Annotated in this window: 20 protein-coding genes and 2 tRNA genes; 6 read left to right on the forward strand and 16 right to left on the reverse strand. The window is 40.1% G+C overall.

All coding sequences use genetic code 11. The features are described from left to right. The first annotated feature begins 6 nt into the window (after nucleotides 1–6). From ACP5NR_RS00210 to ACP5NR_RS00230, 5 genes are all read left to right on the forward strand, one after another. Nucleotides 7–1,083: a YfbR-like 5'-deoxynucleotidase gene (locus ACP5NR_RS00210; RefSeq protein WP_428005206.1), complete on the forward strand. Its 1,077-nt coding sequence runs from the start codon at nucleotides 7–9 to the stop codon at nucleotides 1,081–1,083. A 260-nt stretch (nucleotides 1,084–1,343) separates the two neighbouring features. Next, nucleotides 1,344–2,570: a 2,3-bisphosphoglycerate-independent phosphoglycerate mutase gene (locus ACP5NR_RS00215; RefSeq protein ID WP_428005205.1), complete on the forward strand. Its 1,227-nt coding sequence runs from the start codon at nucleotides 1,344–1,346 to the stop codon at nucleotides 2,568–2,570. A gap of 167 nt (nucleotides 2,571–2,737) precedes the next feature. Further along, nucleotides 2,738–4,567, forward strand: coding sequence for a PEGA domain-containing protein (locus tag ACP5NR_RS00220; protein WP_428005204.1), 1,830 nt, complete (start codon nucleotides 2,738–2,740; stop codon nucleotides 4,565–4,567). Between the two features lie 23 nt (nucleotides 4,568–4,590). After that, entirely contained in the window at nucleotides 4,591–5,943 is a 1,353-nt protein-coding gene (locus ACP5NR_RS00225; protein WP_428005758.1) for an FAD-dependent oxidoreductase, read from the forward strand. A gap of 1 nt (nucleotide 5,944) precedes the next feature. Beyond that, a complete protein-coding gene (locus tag ACP5NR_RS00230) occupies nucleotides 5,945–7,015 on the forward strand; it encodes a glucose-1-phosphate thymidylyltransferase (RefSeq protein WP_428005202.1) in 1,071 nt (356 codons plus the stop codon). Between the two features lie 28 nt (nucleotides 7,016–7,043). Here ACP5NR_RS00230 and rpoD read toward each other — a convergent pair whose 3' ends face one another. From rpoD to ACP5NR_RS00280, 10 genes are all read right to left on the reverse strand, one after another. Continuing rightward, nucleotides 7,044–8,213, reverse strand: coding sequence for an RNA polymerase sigma factor RpoD (gene rpoD, locus ACP5NR_RS00235; protein WP_428005201.1), 1,170 nt, complete (start codon nucleotides 8,211–8,213; stop codon nucleotides 7,044–7,046). Then, nucleotides 8,206–9,903: a DNA primase gene (gene dnaG, locus ACP5NR_RS00240; RefSeq protein ID WP_428005200.1), complete on the reverse strand. Its 1,698-nt coding sequence runs from the start codon at nucleotides 9,901–9,903 to the stop codon at nucleotides 8,206–8,208. Before dnaG ends, rpoD begins: the two co-directional genes overlap by 8 nt. Before the next feature lie 8 nt (nucleotides 9,904–9,911). Then, nucleotides 9,912–10,316 carry a 30S ribosomal protein S9 gene (gene rpsI, locus ACP5NR_RS00245; RefSeq protein WP_428005199.1) on the reverse strand — a complete coding sequence of 135 codons (405 nt, stop codon included), beginning with the start codon at nucleotides 10,314–10,316 and terminating at the stop codon, nucleotides 9,912–9,914. A gap of 17 nt (nucleotides 10,317–10,333) precedes the next feature. After that, complete coding sequence (rplM, locus tag ACP5NR_RS00250) at nucleotides 10,334–10,774, reverse strand: 50S ribosomal protein L13 (RefSeq protein WP_428005198.1); 441 nt, start codon at nucleotides 10,772–10,774, stop codon at nucleotides 10,334–10,336. After that, nucleotides 10,749–11,330, reverse strand: a complete 582-nt coding sequence (locus ACP5NR_RS00255; protein WP_428005197.1) for an ECF transporter S component — start codon at nucleotides 11,328–11,330, stop codon at nucleotides 10,749–10,751. Before ACP5NR_RS00255 ends, rplM begins: the two co-directional genes overlap by 26 nt. After that, nucleotides 11,330–11,602: a 50S ribosomal protein L27 gene (gene rpmA, locus ACP5NR_RS00260; RefSeq protein WP_428005196.1), complete on the reverse strand. Its 273-nt coding sequence runs from the start codon at nucleotides 11,600–11,602 to the stop codon at nucleotides 11,330–11,332. The genes ACP5NR_RS00255 and rpmA overlap by 1 nt, the downstream gene beginning before the upstream one ends. Nucleotides 11,603–11,604: 2 nt before the next feature. Continuing rightward, complete coding sequence (locus ACP5NR_RS00265) at nucleotides 11,605–11,919, reverse strand: ribosomal-processing cysteine protease Prp (RefSeq protein WP_428005195.1); 315 nt, start codon at nucleotides 11,917–11,919, stop codon at nucleotides 11,605–11,607. Further along, on the reverse strand, nucleotides 11,916–12,230 hold the full coding sequence (rplU, locus tag ACP5NR_RS00270) for a 50S ribosomal protein L21 (protein ID WP_428005194.1): 315 nt from the start codon (nucleotides 12,228–12,230) through the stop codon (nucleotides 11,916–11,918). The genes ACP5NR_RS00265 and rplU overlap by 4 nt, the downstream gene beginning before the upstream one ends. Before the next feature lie 366 nt (nucleotides 12,231–12,596). Then, nucleotides 12,597–12,685: transfer RNA gene (locus ACP5NR_RS00275), tRNA-Ser, on the reverse strand. 94 nt (nucleotides 12,686–12,779) lie between these two features. Then, nucleotides 12,780–12,855, reverse strand: a tRNA-Met gene (locus tag ACP5NR_RS00280). 63 nt (nucleotides 12,856–12,918) lie between these two features. Here ACP5NR_RS00280 and ACP5NR_RS00285 point away from each other — a divergent pair. Further along, on the forward strand, nucleotides 12,919–13,104 hold the full coding sequence (locus tag ACP5NR_RS00285; protein ID WP_428005294.1) for a hypothetical protein: 186 nt from the start codon (nucleotides 12,919–12,921) through the stop codon (nucleotides 13,102–13,104). Nucleotides 13,105–13,118: 14 nt separating this feature from the next. Here ACP5NR_RS00285 and ACP5NR_RS00290 read toward each other — a convergent pair whose 3' ends face one another. From ACP5NR_RS00290 to ACP5NR_RS00315, 6 genes are read right to left on the reverse strand one after another with little or no spacing between them, the layout of a single operon-like run. Further along, on the reverse strand, nucleotides 13,119–13,496 hold the full coding sequence (locus ACP5NR_RS00290; RefSeq protein WP_428005295.1) for a hypothetical protein: 378 nt from the start codon (nucleotides 13,494–13,496) through the stop codon (nucleotides 13,119–13,121). Then, the gene (locus ACP5NR_RS00295) at nucleotides 13,493–14,170 is read right to left on the reverse strand and encodes a 16S rRNA (uracil(1498)-N(3))-methyltransferase (RefSeq protein ID WP_428005296.1); all 678 of its coding nucleotides are present in this window, start codon (nucleotides 14,168–14,170) and stop codon (nucleotides 13,493–13,495) included. Before ACP5NR_RS00295 ends, ACP5NR_RS00290 begins: the two co-directional genes overlap by 4 nt. Continuing rightward, nucleotides 14,171–15,445 (reverse strand): serine--tRNA ligase, encoded by a 1,275-nt coding sequence (serS, locus tag ACP5NR_RS00300; RefSeq protein WP_428005297.1) that lies wholly within the window; start codon nucleotides 15,443–15,445, stop codon nucleotides 14,171–14,173. 27 nt (nucleotides 15,446–15,472) lie between these two features. Then, complete coding sequence (locus tag ACP5NR_RS00305) at nucleotides 15,473–16,648, reverse strand: YncE family protein (RefSeq protein ID WP_428005298.1); 1,176 nt, start codon at nucleotides 16,646–16,648, stop codon at nucleotides 15,473–15,475. A gap of 39 nt (nucleotides 16,649–16,687) precedes the next feature. Further along, complete coding sequence (tpiA, locus tag ACP5NR_RS00310; protein WP_428005299.1) at nucleotides 16,688–17,419, reverse strand: triose-phosphate isomerase; 732 nt, start codon at nucleotides 17,417–17,419, stop codon at nucleotides 16,688–16,690. Nucleotides 17,420–17,439: 20 nt separating this feature from the next. Continuing rightward, nucleotides 17,440–18,642, reverse strand: a complete 1,203-nt coding sequence (locus tag ACP5NR_RS00315; RefSeq protein ID WP_428005300.1) for a phosphoglycerate kinase — start codon at nucleotides 18,640–18,642, stop codon at nucleotides 17,440–17,442.

The raw sequence follows: 18,642 nt of genomic DNA on the forward strand, positions 1-18,642 counted from the left end.
TCTATGATGATTCAAGATCTCATCGATCTTGTGAAGATCATGTTTTCAATGAGAAGATGGAACAACAAACCAACCTTTGATTCCATAAGCGAGGCTTCAAATAGCGGTTTTGTGCTTCACGTTGCCCATCTGCTTGCCATGATTGAAATCGAATCTGGCAACAAAGTTGACATGGTAAAGTTGATAAGCCGCATTTTACTTAAAGATATGCCGAAATGCATAATTTCTGACATTTCTCTCTCAACTAAAAGCATGATTCAATCCTTATCTCCTGCTGCATGGAACAAATTGTACGAAAGTTCGGTCGAAGAGGTTATAAAATACGTACCGGATCGATTTAAAGAAAAATTCGAAGATGCGATGGTCAACTCAAGAGATGAATCAATTGAAGGAAGGATAGTAAATGCCGCGGATCTTTACGCCGCTTACAAAGAAGCAGAGATAAATTTGAGATTCTTTCCGGAATACTTCAAAGAACCATTCGAATCGATAGAAAACAACATGAAAAACGTTGAAATGACGTCATTCAAAACGGTTTTATCAAGCAACGAATTACGCACTTATCTTTCGCTGATAAGAACCCTCATTTACGCCATAAGATGGAATCAGCATCCAAGGACTGTTTCCACCACCGTGTCAGGTCACACATTTTTTGTCACTTTTGTCGCTTACCTCATGGCCGAAGAAACTCATAACGCGGATGTACTCAATGCAATTGAAAGGGCCATCTTTCATGATGTACCCGAGGCTTTAACCGGAGACATCATTTCTCCGACAAAAAGACGCGTCGAAGGATTTGAATCGGCGGTTGAAGAAGTTGAATCGAAGATGGTCCACAAGGTACTCCTTCCGCTTTTGCCAAATAAAATAGCAAAACATTACGATCCTTTGATGCTTAAGCCTTTTGAGGGCGGAATCGAAGGAAAAATAGCAAAAGCCTCGGATTTAATGGGAAGTTTGGTTGAATGTCAGATGGAAATTGAAAATGGAATGCAAACAGGTTTTTTCAGCCGTGGATACGAATCTTTGAAAAATCAATTAAAAGCGATGGATTTGAAAATTGTCGATGAAATGATAAATTAAGATATATTTAATTCACTTTAAAAGCCGAATGGTCATTTACTGTAAACGGAGAGCAGGATGCCTCCGAGATGGCCTCCGCAGCAGCGCGAGGACCAGACATCGAGCGAGGCACCTGTCGGAGCGATGATTCGGAATTTAAAACTGATTCAGTATATGTTATAATTTATACATGATCAACTTTAAATGTTGAAGGTTTTGGCATTCGCCAAACTCAGAATTTGCATTTCATTTTATAAGAATAAAGTGTATGGAGGCCCAAAATGGATGACATTCAGGATTTTGTCGGTAAGTTGGTTGTGAAGAATGACACAAAAATAATTTTGCTTGTCATGGATGGCCTTGGCGGTGCACCAAACCTCGGTGGTATGACGGAACTCGAGGCTGCAAATACACCAAATCTTGATATGCTTGCAAAGGCATCGGATCTGGGATTAAGTGTACCGGTGCTTCCAGGAATAACTCCAGGCAGTGGCCCGGGTCATCTCGGAATTTTTGGATACGATCCGATAAAATATCAGATAGGTAGAGGTATATTAGAGGCGCTTGGAATAGGAATAGAGGTATCTGAGAAAGATGTTGTTGCACGCGGAAATTTCGCCACCTTCGATGGTGAAACCGTTGTGGATAGAAGAGCCGGCAGACCGGCAACCGAAGAAAACGTCAAGGCATGTCAACTTATAAATTCAAAAATAAAAGAGATAGACGGAGTTAAAGTTCAAGTTTTTCCGGGTATCGAGCATAGGTTTGTTTTAAAATTAACGGGAGATGGACTTGCAGACAATCTGACAGATGCCGATCCGCAAAAAGATGGAGAAAAAATGCTGTACACAACGGCAGTCAATGAAGAGTCACGAAAAACAGCCGAGATCATCAACAAGTTCATAAGACAGGTGGCAACAATTCTTAAAAATAACGGAAAAATAACTGGATGCCTTTTAAGAGGTTTTTCAAAACATCCCGTTATGCCGAAATTCCCTCAAATTTACAAGATGAGAAGCGCAGCCATAGCGACTTATCCTATGTACAGAGGACTTGCAAAATTAGTTGGAATGGATGTTTTAGAAGTTCCGCACGTGGACGATGAAGCGGGAAGTTTACAATCAGAGATAAAAGTTTTAAAAGACAATTACGACAAATACGACTTCTTTTATTTTCACGTCAAGCATACGGATTCTTACGGCGAAGATTCAAATTTTCTCGCAAAAGTCGATGTCATAGAGATAGTTGACAGGGCAATTCCGCAGATTATGTCCCTAAAGCCAGACGTGCTTGCGGTTACCGGAGATCATTCTACACCTGCTTTAATTGGCGGACACAGTTGGCATCCGGTGCCACTTTTGATTCACTCAAAATATTCAAGATACGGCCTTGCGGATAAATTCAGCGAAAAAACTTGTGCCACGGGAAGCATCGGAACAATTGAAGCCAAAAACATAATGACGTTGTTGATGGCCAATGCCATGAGACTTGAAAAGTACGGAGCGTGATCGGAGCAAAAACAGTGACACGTAATCGGTAATCAGTAAAAACAGCATGTGGCGGGTAGCCGGTAGCGCGTAGAAAAAATAGTGACACGTGATCAGTAACGAGTAAGCAGCCAAAGGCAAAAGGCGATTCACATTTTGGTAATGCATAAAACTGTGAGGTGAGATAGATGAAAAAGGTTTTTTTGGTTGTTTCGATTCTTGCCGTTATGATTTGGGGAACCATGATTGCAGAACAACAAAAAATTCCTCCGGAAGTTGAATCACTTGCAGCCGCAAAACTGATAACCATAGAACCTAACAACATCATAACGGTTGCCATGAACAAGCCAAATGGAAGTGAGTACAAAAATGGTGAAAAAATATCTTTTACGGTTAAAATCGCAAAGCCTGGTTATTTATACATAATAGACATGCCACAGTACGGGATGGTAACGCAGATATTTCCAAATTACTACCAGCAAAAGAATTTTTTCAATCCGGGAACTTATAAAATACCTTCCATTTCAAGTTACAATTTCACGGTTTCGAGCACAAGATCGGGCATAGAATTTGTGCAATTCATATTATCATCCAAACCCATAGATGTTTTACAACAGTTTAAAGTTTCAAAAGATAATCCATTTCAGAATCTAAGCACTTCTCAAAAGGAGGATTTTACAAAGTTCAAAGAAAATCTTGTCAAATCAATCGTTGTGATACCAGACACCGAAAGGTGGACGGCATGGACATATTTCTACTTCAACGCAGGTGTCAAAACAACTTTGAATGTCCAGACCGTCCCATCCGGAGCCTATGTTACTGTTGACAACGATTATTCGGCGACCACGCCGGCCGTCTTCGAAATTTCCGCCGGCTACCATGATGTGACGATTTCTAAAAGCGGATATCAAACATGGAAGGGAAATGTGTTTGTTGGAATCGGAGAGAATAAATCGTTGAGCATACCACTCGTTCCGCAGCAAAATCTCACGGGAGTACTTTCGATAAACGTTACCCCGTCAAATGCTGCCGTCTACGTTGATAACCAATTTGTGGGAAACGGAGATCAGACTTTAACGGTAAGTGCTGGATATCATGCCGTTTCGGTCAGTTTGAGCGGATATGAAAGTTATTACAACGATGCTGTTTTAGTAAACGCAAATCAGACGAATTATCTTAACGTCAATCTCGTACCTTTAACGGGAAATCTTTACGTTTATTCTCAGCCTTACATCCAAATTTACATTGACGGAACTTACGCCGGCGGTACAGGATATGCAGGATACACTTATATAACCGGAATTCCCGTGGGATACCATGTGCTTACATTTTCAAAAGAATGGTACATTTCCCAAAAGATGAATTACAATCTGAACCCCGGTGATAATTACCTTTCCGTGAACCTGTCACAGGCCGGAATGCTCAAAGTTGATTCGAACGTTTATCCTCTTAAAATCAAAATAGACGGCCAGGATTACGGTCAGATCGACAGAGCCGATAAAGGCATTTTCGTACCTACCGGATCGCACAACGTCGAATTTTCAAGTCCACAATATTTACCTTATGGAACGAATCTTAATTTTGCGTTTCAAAAGGTTACCGAAATTCCTGTTTCGCTTGAATTAAAACCATTAGAGATATCTTTGAATGCTTCACCGAATCCTTTCAGCCCGAATGGAGATTGGTTTGAAGACACGACGAATTTCTACGTAACCTTAAGCAGATCGGGGTACGTTCAAATAAGCGTTTATGCCTCTAACGATACCGTCGTTTGGTACAGAAATTACAACGCACTTTACGGGAGATCAAGTGTAACATGGGATGGAAATGATCTGAACGGTACCACTATGCCAAATGGAGTTTACAAAGTTGTGGCAACTGTTCAAAGTTACGGTCAAACCATGTCAGCCCAGACGAATGTCGTGATAGATCGAAGCCATTATACTTATTTGAAAGAGATAATTTTGATCGGAGGGATATTAATTTTGGTAGGACTTGTTTTCTTGATCTTACAATAAATTTTCAAAAGGAGATGTTTTGAATGAAGTACGATGTAGTTGTAGTTGGTGGTGGAGCAGCAGGTCTTGGATTGGTTGCGACAGCGCTTGCAACTTACCCAGGTAAACAGATACTGATGATCAAAAAAGAACAGGAAACACTGGTTCCATGCGGAATTCCTTACACAATAACCACTTTGAGTTCCGTAGAAAGTGATATCATGTCAACAAAGCCCGTTGAAACCGCAGGTGCGCAGATACTCATCGATAAAGTGAACAAGATCGATCCAAAAGCGAAAAAAGTTTTCACTGAATCTGGAAAAGACTTTGAATATGATAAACTTGTCATCGCGACGGGATCTATGCCAATTGTTCCAAGACTGCCCGGAGTTGATCTTAAAAATGTCATGACAGTTCCAAAAGATGTCAACGAGATCAAAAAATTAAAGAGTTCTCTTACCAACGTCAAGAAAGTAGTCATAGTCGGGGCCGGATTCATAGGAATGGAAGTCAGCGATGAAATTCGTAAGGGCGGAAAAGATGTTACAATCATCGAAGCACTTGACAGAGTCCTGCCGGTTGCATTTGATCCTGAATTTTCAGAAGAAGCAAGAAAGATAATGGACAAAGAAGGTATAAAGGTTAAAACCTCGAGTAAAGTCAAAGAAATCGTCGGAAAAGATAAAGTTGAGGGCGTTTTGCTCGAATCCGGAGAAAAAATAGATGCCGATCTCGTTATCCTTTCAATAGGATATAGGGCAGAAACGACGCTTGCAAAAGATGCGGGACTTTCAATAGGCATAACAGGTGGAATATGGACGGATGAATACATGAGGACAAGCGTTAACGATATCTTTGCGATAGGAGATTGTGCCGAGCATAAAGATTTCTTTACAAGGCGCGCCAACAGGTTAATGCTTGCATCAGTTGCCGCTTTTGACGCAAGAGTTGCAGGTGCAAATTTATTCGACATAAAATTGATCCGACAGGTTAAAGGAGATCTGAGTCTCTTTTCAACATCGGTTGGAGGAACGATCTTTGCCGCTGCCGGTATAGATGAAGTGGACGCAAAAGTCAGTGGCTTTGACGTTGAAATAGGAATTTCAAATTCCGTTGACAGACATCCTGGTACGATTCCCGATGCGAGTAAGGTCAAGACGAAATTGATCTTCTCGAAAAGCAGCGGAGTTTTGATAGGATGCCAGATGATGGGAGGCAAATCAGTCGGCGAAATGATAAACGTTGTAGGAACGGCCATTCAAAGCGGCATGTCGATAGTCGATCTTGTTGCTTTGCAAATAGGAACACATCCGCTTGTGACGGCATCACCTGTCGTTTACCCGATCATCAGCGCGGCACTTGATGCTTACGCGAAGTTGAATTGTGCCAAATCATAAAATGAAAGCCATCATACTTTGTGCCGGAAAGGGAACGAGATTAAGACCTTTGACCTTTACAAGCGCCAAACAGTTAATCCCCGTTGCAAACAAACCTGTCATCCTTTACAGCATAGAGAAGATAAAAGAGATTGGGATATCGGATATAGGAATGATAGTTAACACGGAAAATGTCTCAGCCTTTCAAGAGGCGCTTGGCGACGGTTCGCAATTTGGGGTAAAATTATCCTACATCATTCAAACAGATCCCAAAGGACTTGCCGATGCGGTCAGTGTGGCAAAAGATTTTCTCGATGGAGAAACTTTTTTGATGTATTTGGGTGATAATCTGATTCAAGAAGATCTCGTGAGTTTTACAAGGGATTTCGAACAAAAAAAACTGAACGCATCAATTTTGCTTACGCCTGTCGATGATCCGTCAAGATTCGGGGTCGCAGTCGTGAATGGCGATGCTGTTTTGAAAGTTGTTGAAAAGCCCCAGAATCCGCCTTCCAATCTCGCCATAACAGGCGTTTATCTCTTTGATTCATCGATTTTTGAAGGAATTGCAAACATAAAACCTTCATGGAGAGGTGAACTTGAGATAACAGATGCAATCCAGTATCTGATAGAGAAAAGTTACAAGGTGCGTGGCCATGTGATATACGGATGGTGGAAAGATACCGGAAGGCCCGAAGATCTTCTCGAGGCAAACAGAAGAATTCTTGAAAATGTAAGACATTCAAGGAAAAATGGATCCATAAATGGCGGTTCGAAGATAGAAGGTCATGTCATAATAGAAGAAGGCGTTGAGATAATCAATTCGATAATACGAGGACCTGCCTCAATAGATAAAAATTCGACAATAATGAATTCTTACATAGGCCCTTACACTTCGATAGGTCAAAACGTTACCATCGAAAACGCCGAGATAGAAAATTCAATTTTGCTTGAAAATTCAGTTGTAAGAGATGTTGACGTCAGAATAGACTCAAGCATAATAGGAAAAAATGCGACAGTGTCAAGTATCGAGAAAAAGCCAAAGGTTCACAATCTTGTCATAGGAGATTACAGTTCGATAAAACTCGGATAAAAAGAAGGTGGAGTTAAAACTCCACCTTTTACTTTTCCTGACCATTTTGATTGAAATCTTGATCTTCTTCCATTCCCATGAAAACTTTTAAATGTTTGCTTCTGCTTGGATGTCTCAATTTTCTCAAAGCCTTTACCTCTATCTGTCTTATCCTTTCACGGGTAACGTTGAAGTATTGCCCAACTTCTTCAAGTGTTTTTGCTTTTCCATCTATCAATCCATATCTCATTTTCAAAACCATTGCTTCTCTGGGGCTCAAAGTGTTAAGCACCTTATCGATCTGTTCGTGCAATATCATCTGCGCCGCTGCATCTTCGGGAGAGAGTACGTTTGGATCTTCGACAAAGTCGCCAACAGTCGATTCATCATCGTTCCCAACGGTTGATTCAAGTGAAATCGTTTCTCTTGCGGCCTTAAGAATTTCATTTATCTTTTCTTTTGGCTTTCCCATTTCTCTTGCCAGATCGTCTATGCTCGGATAGGTGCCGTATTCTTGCATGTAATTTCTTATGACTTTGTTCATCTTGTTTATCGTCTCAACCATGTGGACAGGTACCCTTATCGTTCTTGCCTGATCTGCTATCGCGCGCGTTATCGCCTGTCTTATCCACCATGTTGCGTAAGTTGAAAATTTATATCCTTTTTTCCAGTCAAATTTATCGACAGCCCTCAAAAGGCCTATGTTTCCCTCCTGAATCAGATCAAGAAAAGAAAGACCCCTGCCCATGTACTTTTTTGCTATACTCACGACCAACCTCAAATTTGCAACGGATAGTTTTTGTTTTGCCTTTTCATCACCGGTAGCGGCTTTTCTGGCAAGTTTTCTTTCTTCACTTGGAGACAAAAGTGGGATTCTGCCAATTTCCTTGAGGTAAAGTTTCACAGGATCTTTCAAATTAGCGTTATCGTATATTGACGGTTGTTGTCCGTCGAGATAAAAGAGGTATTTCTTTACCTCAGAACTTTCCGTATCAACGTAAGTGTCTGTCTCTTCGGCAGTTTCATCGCCTTCATCGTGTATTTCGATGTTTTCTTTTTCAAGCATTTCATATATCTTTTCAAGAAGACTCGAATCAAAATCTTCATCTGTCGGTATGGCATTGTCTATGTCTGCGTATGTTACGTATCCATCTTTTTTTCCTTTTACGATCAGCGCATCTATTTTTTTCTTCGTCAGAGCAGTACTGTTTTCAGCCATTTAACTCACCTCGCTTCCCTTTTAAAACGGCGTAAAGAGAAAGCATCTTCCTCTGGAGATTCCTTTGCTTTTCAGGATCTTTCGTTGATTTCATCTCCTCTTCCAATTTTGAAATATCAGATCTTATTTTCCTTTCGTTTATCTTTTTAATCACGACTTTCAAAGCCTCGTCAAAATCGTTTATGTTCACATCTTTTGTCACTATCTTAAAAAATCTTTGCCCTTCACTCATGGTTAACAATTCAAGCAGTTCTTGGGGATAAATGTGCCCTTCACTCACAAGATTGAATATCTTCCGCGGAAATTCCGAAAGATAATCCGGACTGACGCTTTTCAAAATCTTATTCCGTATATCTTCATTTGCGAAAAGCAAATAAACGATCCAATCCTCAAAATTCATTCGCGATATTTTGACATCTTTTTCAGGTTTATTGTTCGATTTTTCTTCTGATTCTATTTTTAACTCGTATAGCAATTCATTTTCTTCGATCATCAAATTCTTGGAAACTATCCTTACAAGATTGGATCGAAGAATCGGTGAATCTATCCATTTGGTTGCATCGGCAAATCTTTTGATTGCTTTTGATGCGTCTGAGGTATCTTTAAGAATCATTCTGACGTAAAAATCCCAGTAATTGGTGGCATTCAACAAAAAGTCTTTAAATGCTTTTTTGTCGTGCATTCTGAAATACTCGTCCGGATCTTTTGCATCCGTAAATGTTAAAACTTTGACGTTGAGATCGTACTTTGAAAGCGTAAGTGAAAGTTTTTCCATCGCATTCAATCCTGCTTTGTCACTGTCAAGTACAAGAAGCAAGTTGTTTGTCAAAGATTTTATGTTTTCCAAATGTATCTGGGTAAGTGCAACGCCCAAAACGGCACAGGCATTTTCAAATCCGTTTTTGTGAAAGGCTATGGCATCCATGTAACCTTCACAAATTATCGCAAAATCATTTTCCTTGATCTGTGCCTTTGCCTTATCGAAAAGATAAAGTATCTTCGATTTCGAGAAATATTTGTTTTCCGACGAATTGATGTATTTTGGTTCCCCTTCTCCCACCACTCTGCCACCTAAAGCCACAATTCTTCCGGAATTGTTCTTTATGGGGAAAATGATCCTGTCTCTGAAAAATTCGTAAATAGATCCGTTCGTACCCCTTGATACCAAACCGTACTTAAGCAAATTTGCAACGTCAAAACCAGCCTTGCTTGCAACAAAATTGACGATATTTGAATTTTTAGGTGCATAACCTATTTCGAATTTTTTTAAAGTTTCGATATCCAATTTTCTATCTTTTATAAGGTAGGACAACGCTGCTTTACCATTTGGTGAAAAAAGCATTTCCGCATAAGATTTTACCAATTTTTCCATGAAGTTGCTGTATTTCGAAAACTCACCGTCCGAAGAGATCAAAGGAGAATCGATATTGCAAATATCCGCAACTTTCTGGACGGCTTCTGAAAACGAGACGTTTTCTATTTTTTTTACAAATTCTATAACATCACCGCTTGCACCGCACCCAAAGCAGTGAAAAAAGCCTTTAACTGGATTAACGTAAAAAGAAGGTGTTTTTTCTTCGTGAAAAGGACAAAGCCCTTTGTAACTTGAACCTGCTTTCTCAAGAGCAACATAGTGCGACACAACTTTTACTATGTCGCACTGCGCTTTGAAATCTTCTAAACTTTTCACTTGTTCGATCAGCGTTTCGAGTATTGAGGACTCTTTCTTGCTTTCCTTTTTCCGTATTTTTTGCTTTCAACCATTCTTGGATCTCTTGTAAGCAGATTATTGGCACGAAGAGGCAATCTCAAACTTTCGTTGAAATTCAACAGCGCTCTTGCTATCCCAAGTTGCAACGCACCTGACTGCCCTTCAAGGCCACCGCCGTTTACCCTGCAAAAGATATCAAACTGGTTCAGAGTGTTTGTGACCACAAAAGGTAAATTTGTCTGAATTTCCAGCACACCACTCTTGAGATATTCTTTAAAAGATTGATAATCCTTTTCATTTATCTTTATTTTCCCGCTACCGGGTTTCAGATAAACCCTTGCAACCGCCGTTTTTCTTCTTCCGGTTCCATAAAAATCGGTATTTTCTGACATCTAATTCACTCTTCCTTTCAAAGATCAACTGACAAAGGCTGTGGCCTTTGAGCGATGTGTGGATGTTCAGAACCACGATACACTTTCAATTTTTTCAGCATATGCCTTCCAAGAACATTTTTTGGCATCATACCTTTTACCGTCAACTCAATCAATCTCTCCGGATGATTTGAAATCATCTCTTTTGCCTTTATCTCCTTCATGTTTCCGGGATAACCGGAATGCCTTCTGTAAATCTTGTCTTCTAACTTTTTGCCTGTTAGAAGCACTTTTTCGGCATTTATGACAACGACAAAATCTCCGGTATCAACATGAGGAGTGTAAGTTGGTTTGTTTTTTCCCATCAAGACTTTGGCTATGTCAACAGCCAAACGACCGACGGGTTTATCTGTGGCATCAACAACATACCATTTTTTATTCATTTCGCCTGACTTAGCGAGGTAAGTTTTTTGACTCATATTTCTCCTCCACAATTCTTTTCTTTTCCCAATTTTCAATTTTGAAAAACGTCGAGATCTTTTTGTAAACCACAAAAACAACCACACTATCCGCGATGGTTTTAAAAAGATTGAACAGGACTATGATCCAAAGGTAATTTTGAAGTATGAAAGCGTAAGAAACATGCAAATAAGGTGGATAAACTACCAGGTTCAGCAGAGCCATTCCGGCAGTGGTAAGTATGCTTGCCATTATCAAAGACATGATTGCTCTCATTTTCGTTTTCCGTCTGACGTAAATCACTGAGGCTGTTCCAACGAAAATGATACCTGCCGCGAGATTCATGATCAAGCCAACCACATCAGTACCTCTTATCGCAAAATAAAGCAGGTCTTTGATTATTTCGGCCAGAATACCAGCCCATGGACCTATCATTAGTCCAACGATCAAAGTGGCAATTTCACTGCCATCATACTTAAAGCCAACAAGTTGTGGAATCGGGATTTCCAAAAGCATCAAAACAGTTGCAAGAGCGGAAAAAATCCCAATTACAGATATTTGTTTGGCCTTACTCATCAATTGATCTCCTGAACATTTGCATATTTTCTTCCATTACGAACTTTAAAATGAACCTTTCCGTTTTTAAGCGCGAAAAGCGTGAAATCCTTTCCCAAACCGACATTTTCACCCGGCCATATCTTTGTTCCACGCTGTCTGACGATTATATTTCCGCCTTTAACGATCTGGCCATCTCCAACTTTTGTTCCAAGATATTTAGGGTTGCTATCTCTTCCATTTTTTCCCACACCGGTACTTTTAGTGGCAAAAAGTTGAATTTCTATTTTCATTTTTAAACCTCCACTTCAGAGATCGATACATTTCGGGGATATTGTTTTGAAATCTGGACAAGTGTTTGATACAAAGTTTTCATCATAAACTGGGCGCATTCGTTGCTATCCTTCAAATCGCATCTTATCAAACCATCTTTTATTTCGTAGTTGAGATTAACTTTCATCACTTCATTCAAACCTATCAACGTCGATTGAGACACAGCACTTATCGCAGCACAAACAACATCTTTACCTTTAACATCAAAACCCACATGACCTGTTATTTTGAATCCGTAAAAAACACCTTTACCGATTAAAAATTCACAGCGTGTCATGCTTCAATCTTATCAACTTTAAGCATAGAATACCACTGTCTATGATTCTTGACACGGCGGTATCCTCTTCTCCTTCTGAACTTGACGGTTATGACTTTCTTGTACCTGCCGTTTTCCAAAAGAGTTGCCTTTACCTTTGCGCCTTCAAGATAAGGAGATCCGACTTTCAAATCTTTATCATCTTTCACAGCAAGAATTTTATCAATTACTATTTGTTCTCCCTCTTTGGCCCCTTTGACAAGTTCCGTTTTAAAAGATTCACCCTCTGAGAGTTTGTACTGCTTACCCCCAATTTCGAGTATGGCATACATCTTAACACCTCCTTTTTCTCAAAAAATCCACTGATCCAAGGTGTGGCCTTTGCCATCTTGATACCCGGACCATGTGTCTCAAAAGATTTTACCACAAATTTTGTTTATTTCAAAAAACAATGAGGAGCAAAATATACCAAGTCAGTTTCAAATTCCGAATCACCGCTCCGGCAGATGCCTCGCTCGATGTCTGGTCCTCGCGCTGCTGCGGAGGCCATCTCGGAGGCATCCTGCCCTTCGCTCACAGTAAATGACTATTCGGCTTTTAAAATGAGTTTGGTATAGTAACGCGTGATCAACAAAAAATAATTCCGGCTCGCAAAGTTATCGATGCGCCTGCCGGATCAGAAAATTAACAACCACAACTGGCGGAGAGAGTGGGATTTGAACCCACGGAGCCTATTAAGCTCATACGCTCTCCAGGCGTACGCCTTTGACCACTCGGCCATCTCTCCCACAATTAAATCCCTGTTTTTCTCAGGGATTTGCTTACTTGACAATAATGTTAAAAAGTGATATAGTTTTATATGTGTAACATTTTTTTTACTTTGGTGGGCTCAGGTGGATTCGAACCATCGACCGCCCGGTTATGGGCCGGGAGCTCTACCTGCTGAGCTATGAGCCCGCGAACATTAGTCATTATAAAACATTTGCTCATGAAAGTCAAGCGAATAAAGGGGTGAAACGGATGAGTTTTGAAAGAGGCGAAGGCCGTGTTGATCCCATAAAAATTTTACTTTTGAAATACCCAAGACTTTTAATAATCAAAGCAGCATTTGAAATTTTCAGTCAACACAAAAAAATAGATCTTTTTGAACTTGAGATCAACATAAAAAGAGAATTTGAAAGATCTAACTGTCAAAAGAGAGCCTGAACGGCTCTCTTTTTTCAAACCTGTTTTGTACGTTTGGGTGAAAGTTTAAAAGTACCTGTTCTGTCATCATCGTTGACAAGTTTTAAATATCTGTTAGCCGCATCTTTAGCCATTCTTTCAATTATGGCCGGTAAATCGCTTTCTTTCATGAGGTAAGCGACACGAGGATCTTTTTTCATTTTTTCTGACATTTCGTATTTCTGTTTATCAAGTGGAATGAGTTTCAAATCGTTGACTTCATAATTTCCAAGTTCTTCAGTTATTTTTGAAAGCAAAGTTAATATGCTCTTGGAAAATATTTCTTGCACTTCAGAAGGCTTTTTTGATTCGTTTAACCTGTCTCTGTAAGATTTTGAAATTTCTTTTTCAAGGTATGTGTAACTGTACATCACAATAGCACCCCCTTTAAAATTCTTATTCCACCTAAAGCAACTATCACTGCGGTTTCAACTCTCAAAGTTCTATCTGTGAGTTTTACCCTTTCAAAACCCATGAAATCGTATTTCTCCTTTTCCCTCTCTGTAAATCCGCCTTCCGGACCGAAAAGTAAAACAAAATCATCAGCATCTTTTATATCTTTGAACCTTTTATCGGCATCAAGATCGAAGCGCACTTTGCAAGCATTTTCAGGGATTTCAAACTCACTGAGATCTATCACTTTCGGCACATAAAGATTGCCACTCTGCTTGACGGCATCTCTTACAACCATTGATATCTTCTTTAATTTTGACTCCGATTCTTTCCTCGTGGTTCTGTCCATGTTTGAAAGTACAATGGTTGAGGTTTCCAGTTCCGTCATCTTTTCAGCGATAAAACGCATTCTTTCCCATTTAATCGGAGAAAGTATAACGTGAATTCTTGTTTTTTGTGGTGATCTAATCTCTACGATATCTTCAACACTTGCCAGACCTTTTTCGAGAACTTTTCCACGAAAGAGTTCGCCTTTTCCATCGGTGAACAGAATCTGAGAACCAATTTTAATTCTCATGACTTTCATGTGATTTATTTCATGATCATCGAACTCAACGATCTTATCTTTTATTTCCCCAAAAAATATTTCCGACACCTATATCTCCGTTTTTCCTCCCATGTATGGTCTTAACACTTTTGGAACCTCTATTTTCTCGTCTTTTTTCTGATAATTTTCAAAGATCGCGACCAGAGTTCTACCCACGGCAAGGCCTGAACCATTGAGTGTGTGCGCAAATTCAAGATCACCGCCGGCACGTCTTATCCTGACGTTAGAACGTCTTGCCTGAAAATCAGTGACATTGCTGCACGAAGATATTTCTTTGTAATCGTTGTAAGACGGTAACCATACTTCTATATCGTAAGTTCTTGATGACACAAAACCTATGTCTCCCGTGCAAAGTTCAATGACCCTGTAAGGCAGTTCAAGGTATTGAAGCACTTCTTCCGCATCGTGAGTTAAACTTTCAAGTTCGTCGTAAGAATCTTCTGGTTTGGTATATTTGACAAGTTCAACCTTATCGAATTGATGTTGCCTTACCATGCCTCTTACGTCTTTGCCGTAACTTCCCGCTTCCCTTCTGTAACATGGGGTATATGCGACGTATTTGAGTGGCAGATCCTTTTCATCTATTATTTCATCTTCGTGCATTGCTGATAAAGGCACTTCGGCAGTCGGTATCAGGAAAAGATCGTCAAGAGTTGTCGAATAAGATTCTTCCTCAAATTTTGGAAGTTTACCGGTATTGACCATAGTCTGTCTTAAAACAAGATGAGGCGGAAGAATTTCGGTGTAGCCGTGTTTTGAAGTGTGAAGATCTATCATGAACGAAACAAGGGCTCTTTCCATCAAAGCGGCATCACCTTTTAATATCGTAAAACGAGATCCGGAGATTTTAGAAGCCCTTTCAAAATCCATCAATCCTCTTTTAGGCCCAAGATCCCAATGAGCCTGAGGCGTAAAATCGAATTTTGTCTGATCTCCCCATCTTCTTATCTCAACGTTATCACGCTCGTCTTTCCCAAATGGAACTTTCTCGTAAGGAATGTTGGGAATAAAAAGCATGGATTCACTGAGTTTAGATTGAAGTTCTGAAAGTTTGTCTTCTTCGACCTTTATCTCATCTGAAAGTGATTTTCCTCGTTCAAGAATGCGATTAACCCCACTTTCATCTTTTGCAGATTTAAGTTTTGCGATTTCTTTGGATATGGAATTTCTCTCCGCACGCAATGAATTAAGATTTGTGAGTATTTTTCTCATTTCTTCATCGATTTTCAAGATATTATCGATTTCAGATTCACCAACGCCTCTTCGGCCGAGGAGCATTTTTACCCTTTCAGGATCATCGCGTATCAGTTTTATATCAAGCATTAAATCCGCCTCCTTTCATGATTTATATCAATTTATAACGCTAATTGTACCATTTCCATAATTTGAAACGTATATCTCACCGTTAGGATCTATTGCGATTCCAAAAGGTTCCGTTCCAACGGATACTTTTTTGATTACCGATCCTGTTTTTGCGTTTATGAAGATCAAAACATTATCTTTCGCGTCTGTGACGTAAATGGCGTCCACAGATGAATCAAAGGCTATTCCGTCAACACCGTTGGCAATATTTACGGTTTCTACGACACCTGATTCTTTTATTATGCTTATCGTACCATCCGAAACGTTAAGCACATAAAGCATCCCATCCTTAGGATTTAAGGTCATAGCGGCAGGATTCATTCCAACATTTAAAGTTTTCATCACCATGCCTGTTGAACCGTTCAAAACGCTTACCGTGTTACTGCCGGAATTGGCAACGTAAACTACGTTGTTTGTTTCATCAACAACAACGTCTGAAGGACTTTTACCGACGTTTATCGTCTCAAAAACATCGTTTGTTTTCCCATTTATGACGCTTACCGTGTTATCGAAGTTGTTTGCAACGTATATCCTATCGGTTTTTTGATCGATCGCAATCCCCAACGGTTCATTGCCAACCTTTACGTTTGACACGACTTTATCGCTTTTTTCATCGATAACGGTGATTGTGTTTCCGCCAAAATTCGAAACGTATATCTTTCCGTTGTTTTTATCAAGTGCGATTCCCCATGGAGTCATTCCGACGCTTATCCTGGATAAAATGCTGTAATTGTTAAGATCGAAAACATCAACGGAATTTTCTCCGGAAACAGTTACATATCCCTTGCCGTTTTTGGAATCTATCAAAATATCTCTTGGCTTTTGACCAACAGGAAAAATCGTCATTACCCTTTGTTGAATTCCAAAAAAATCAACGTTACTTCGGCTTTCATTGACTGTAACGCTCGGTGTAAACCTCCATCCGGGCATGATAACACCTACCGTCACTTTACCTTTGAGTCCGCTTTTTATCCAGTAACCTTGATCGTTCGTGTAAACAGAAGAATAATTGCCACTAAAAACTATTTCAGCATTCCCTATTGGTTGTCCGTCAAAATTCATGACGTAGCCTGAGACGGTGTAAGTTTGCATGTAAAACCATCCCAAAATCAAGCCGGCAACGATCGCCAATCCTACCAGGACGTATGTCAACAAATCATTCACAATTCATTTCCTCCAAAGGTGATCCTTTCGTGGATCACCTCAACAGAACTTTGAAGCCGTTTTGTAAATTTCAATGAATTCATCTAACTTAAGAGAGGCTCCTCCTATGAGTCCGCCATCTACATCCGGAAGCAGGAAAAGTTCCTGACAATTTTCTTTGTTCATGCTTCCGCCGTAAAGGCAGGATATCTTTTCAGACCTGTCTTTGGAGTACATCTCTCCAAGTCTTTCGCGCACGTAAGCCATCGCTTCCTGGGCCTGATAAGGCTGGGCAACGACTCCCGTTCCTATCGCCCAAACAGGTTCGTAGGCTATCACAAGTTTATCGGGATCTTCGATTTTAACATCTTCAAGGTCTTTGGTAAGTTGATCTTTTAAAACATCAAAGGTCTTACCATTTTTTCTTTCGTCAAGAGTTTCGCCTATGCACAAAATAACTGTCATTCCTTCCGAAAGAGCAACTTTAACCTTTTCATTTATGAATTGATCTGTTTCTCCGAATACATGTCTTCTTTCCGAATGACCTATTATAACATGATCGATGCCCATGTCTTTAAGCATCGGAACGCTTACCTCACCTGTAAAAGCGCCTGATCTTTGAGAATGTACGTTTTGAGCGCCAACAACAAATTCAGATCCTGTAAAAATCTCTTTTACAACGGAAAGAGACACAAAAGGCGGGAAAACCCATACTTTCGTGTCTCCGTTTAATTTTAAGTTTTTAAGCAATTCTCTTGCAAAAACACGTGCCTCAGATGGCACCTTGTTCATCTTCCAGTTACCGGCTACTGTCAGCGGACGTTTTTTTTTGCGTCTGAAATTGAAGCAATTCCGGGTAATTCTTTTCCCTCCAAAAATTCAAGAGATGCTCCGCCACCAGTTGAAACGTGAGAAACTTTTTCAGAAAGGCCAAATTTATCCATAGCCGAGGCGCTGTCTCCGCCGCCAACGACGGTAGTCGCGTTCTTCATTTCAGCAAGTGTTTCTGCTATCGCCTTGGTACCATTGGCAAAATCGTCTATTTCGAAAACACCCATCGGGCCATTCCATACGACGGTCTTTGCACCACTCAATTTTGATTTGAAAAGTTCAACCGTTTTAGGACCTATGTCAAGTCCCATCCATCCATCTGGAATGCCGTCAGATAAGTTAAGCGTTTTCTTTTCGGTTCCGCTTTTCAATTCTTTTGCGCAGATGGCATCAAGAGGAAGTACAAAATCAACTTTGAGCCTTTTTGCATTTGAAAGGATTTCTTTTGCAACATCCAATTTATCATCTTCACATTTTGAAGCACCGATCTTATAACCTTGGGCCTTTAAAAATGTGAACATCATGGCTCCGCCGATTAGAATTTTATCTGCTTTTTTAAGCAAATTATCTATGACGCCTATTTTGTCCGATACTTTTGCGCCACCAAGTATGACAACATAAGGTTTTTCAGGAGAATAGGTGACTTTTGAAAGCATGTTGATCTCTTTTTCCATCAAAAAACCCGCAACAGATGGCAGATATTGCGCAACCCCGACGTTTGAAGCGTGAGCCCTGTGAGCAGTTCCAAATGCATCGTTGACATGAATGTCTCCTAATTTGGCAAAAGACTTTGAAAGTTCAGCATCGTTTTTCTCTTCGCCCGGGAAAAACCTTGTATTTTCCATAAGCACCACATCACCAGGTTTCATGGAATTGACAAGGCCTTCGGCTCTTGAACCTATTGTGTCATGACAAAATGTTACTTTTCTCCCAAGCAACTCTTCAAGTTTTTTTGCCACCGGTTCAAGAGAAAATTGTGGATCCGGTCCTCCCTTTGGCCTTCCAAGGTGAGAAAGCAGTATAACTTTCCCACCTTTGTCTATGACATATTGGATTGTTGGCAACTCCGCTTTTATTCGGGTGTCATCCGTTATAACACCTTTTTCAATTGGAACGTTGAAATCAACACGCATTAAAACGCGTTTATTCTTCAGATCAACATCCCTTATCGTCAATTTGCCCAT

Source organism: Athalassotoga sp., assembly GCF_049965695.1.
GTDB lineage: Bacteria > Thermotogota > Thermotogae > Mesoaciditogales > Mesoaciditogaceae > Athalassotoga.